This window comes from SAR324 cluster bacterium, assembly GCA_029245725.1.
In the GTDB taxonomy this organism is placed as follows: Bacteria; SAR324; SAR324; order SAR324; family NAC60-12; genus JCVI-SCAAA005.
Map to the genome: position 1 here is coordinate 1 of JAQWOT010000087.1, position 2,517 is coordinate 2,517.

4 protein-coding genes are annotated in these 2,517 nt (G+C 43.5%); all 4 read left to right on the forward strand.

Features of this window, described 5'->3' with window-relative positions; genetic code table 11:
• Positions 1–256: 256 nt before the first annotated feature.
• Positions 257–1,219 carry a reverse transcriptase domain-containing protein gene (locus P8O70_03750; protein ID MDG2195995.1) on the forward strand — a complete coding sequence of 321 codons (963 nt, stop codon included), beginning with the start codon at positions 257–259 and terminating at the stop codon, positions 1,217–1,219.
• Between the two features lie 75 nt (positions 1,220–1,294).
• Positions 1,295–1,609 (forward strand): hypothetical protein, encoded by a 315-nt coding sequence (locus tag P8O70_03755; GenBank protein MDG2195996.1) that lies wholly within the window; start codon positions 1,295–1,297, stop codon positions 1,607–1,609.
• Positions 1,610–1,737: 128 nt separating this feature from the next.
• A complete protein-coding gene (locus tag P8O70_03760) occupies positions 1,738–1,953 on the forward strand; it encodes a hypothetical protein (protein ID MDG2195997.1) in 216 nt (71 codons plus the stop codon).
• Positions 1,954–2,172: 219 nt separating this feature from the next.
• Positions 2,173–2,343 carry a hypothetical protein gene (locus P8O70_03765; GenBank protein MDG2195998.1) on the forward strand — a complete coding sequence of 57 codons (171 nt, stop codon included), beginning with the start codon at positions 2,173–2,175 and terminating at the stop codon, positions 2,341–2,343.
• Positions 2,344–2,517 lie beyond the last annotated feature (174 nt).

Genomic DNA, 2,517 nt, shown 5'->3' on the forward strand with positions numbered 1-2,517 from the left:
TGCCTAAGTTGGTAGAAAGCGATTCAGTTCATGCAGTACCAATATGGCCACGGAGTCTCAATAGTACCCAAGGTTGACCTGTAATGGGATCAGCAGCCTGTGAAAAGTTACTTAATGTTACTTAATCCGGCCTATCCACAACGTATAAGTCTAAGGTAACAAAGATGAAAGCGGTTAATCGTGAGATTGACAAGTGAGAGAAGGGAGAAGTGAGACAGCGTCTTTACATACCAACTAATCAACATTAGGAGGACAAGTGTCCAACCAAAGCCTGAAGAAAAGATTAGAAGGTATAAGCAAGTGTTCGATCAACGGTGAACGTGCCAAGAACTTATATCAGTTATTGGTCAACAAACTGGAGATCTGGGAACGGGCTCACACCAACATCTGCACCAATGATGGTTCAACCACCAAAGGAGTAGATGGGGTAACTGCTGACAGACACAGCGTGGAGCGTAGTCGAGAGATTATGAACCGACTGCGAAACGGCACTTATCGTCCCAAGCCAACACGCAGGGTATACATTCCCAAGAGCAATGGGAAGAAACGGCCTTTAGGCATACCCATGTTCATGGACAGGCTGGTTCAGGGGGCTTGCAGAATCATTCTGGAAGCGATCGACGAACCGGTATTCTCCAAGTTTTCATTTGGTTTCAGGAAAGGGATGGGATGTCATGAAGCACTTCACGACACCTCACACCGATTCGGTGGAACCAAGTGGCTTATTGATTTCGACATCAAGGGCTACTTCGACAACATTGACCACCAGATTCTGGTGAAATTGTTGAAGAAGAAGATCAACGATGAATGCTTCACAGCGCTAATCGGATGGATGCTCAAGGCAGGCTATATAGAAGATTGGAAATTCAACAAGACCTACAGTGGCACGCCACAAGGAGGAGTTGTTAGCCCAATCCTCGCAAACATATACCTGCATGAACTAGATGTATTCATGGCAGATCTTTGTCAACGAACCCATAAGGGTAAGGATAGAAAGGTAACGACTGAATACAGAAGAATAGCTAACGAAAAGCATAAACTGCGAAATAATCTGGACATGCTCAGAGATAAAAACCTAGGAGTAGTACCAGAAAAGGGAATCAAAATGCCCCTCAAATACGCAGGATATACTCGGAGTAAGCTATTAAAAGAACTGGAAATACTAACCAGTGAACAACTATTAATACGACAATCTGATCCCCTAGATCAAGATTTTTGAAGATTACAGTAAACACGGTATGCTGACGACTTTCTGCTGGGCTTTATTGGAAGCTAAGCAGAAGCAGAGGACATCATGGAGGAAGTGAAAGATTTTCTACAAAGAACACCCCATCTAGAGTGTTTGGAGGAGAAAACCAAGATCATCCATCACAGCAAGGGAGTAATCTTCCTAGGTTATCACCTACAATCACGCATAATGAAAGCTGACGCCAACAGGGTCAAAAGTCATTTGCGAGAGGGAAGGAAGATAATGAGGAGAGACTGGACAGGAAGGAATATCTGCCTACTGGTTCCAGAATCAAAAGTCAGGGAGTTCGTAAAGCGTAAGCGATACGGCAACTTGACCAATCGTAAGAACTGGGAGCTCTGCATCGAACAGAACTTCTGAACAACGGTGATTACGAGATCTTCACCCAATATAATCAGGAAGTCCGAGGGTTTAAGGAGTACTACAAACTCACAGGAAACTTCCGCGAAGGATTAGGTCTAATATAATACATTGCTCAAAACAGTCTAGTGAAAACTCTGGCAAGCAAGCACAAGATCAGTGTTGCCAAGGCCTACCAACACTACAAATTTGGTAAACACAAGAGTGAATGGTTCAAGTCAAAAGATGTAAATCGAATAACGAAAACTAATAAAATTGTGGATGTGATCTACAACATCGCACCAAACTTTGCCCACTCAGAAATTACCGAGAGACTAAAAGCAGAGGAATACGAATACTGCTGAACAATCGGAGGTTACTTCGAAGTCCAACATGTCCAAAAAATGGCAGACATCAAGGATGGAAAAGAGCTCTCGCAGAAAGTGATGATTACGAAGAATCGTAAGAAAATCGTAGTATGCGTAGAGTGCCATGACCTGCTACACGCAGGTAAACTTCCAGACGTCCGATACATGGCAAAGAACGCTTAAGAGACGTGGAGAGCCGTATGCGTTGAAAGGCGCATGTACGGTTCGGAGGGGGGCAAGGGTACTCCAGCAATGGAATCACCTGCCCTACCCTACGCCATTGGCAAATTCAGTTTCAATGAATCTGGAGACATTTTGGGGTCTGGCGATGCACTCTACCAAGTCCGCTCAACTCCAACTGGTCTGAGGTTTGTCCCAGCTTATTGATCACTAAAATATTTTTCAAACAAACAGCAGGTTCTATGAGAAGAGCCGGCTTTGAACTTGCACTCTAGAACACCTTACCAAAAGCATTTGCTTGAGTTTTTAACACAAAAGCAAAAGAGGTCTTTCCTTTGTCGTTCCTGCGAAATAATATCAGTTTATTCAAAATAAGTTTTA

Excerpts from the sequence above, each read along its gene's own strand:
- P8O70_03765 (MDG2195998.1), top strand. The coding sequence starts at position 2,173 with ATGTACGGTTCGGAGGGGGGCAAGGGTACTCCAGCAATGGAATCACCT.
- P8O70_03755 (MDG2195996.1), top strand. The coding sequence starts at position 1,295 with ATGGAGGAAGTGAAAGATTTTCTACAAAGAACACCCCATCTAGAGTGT.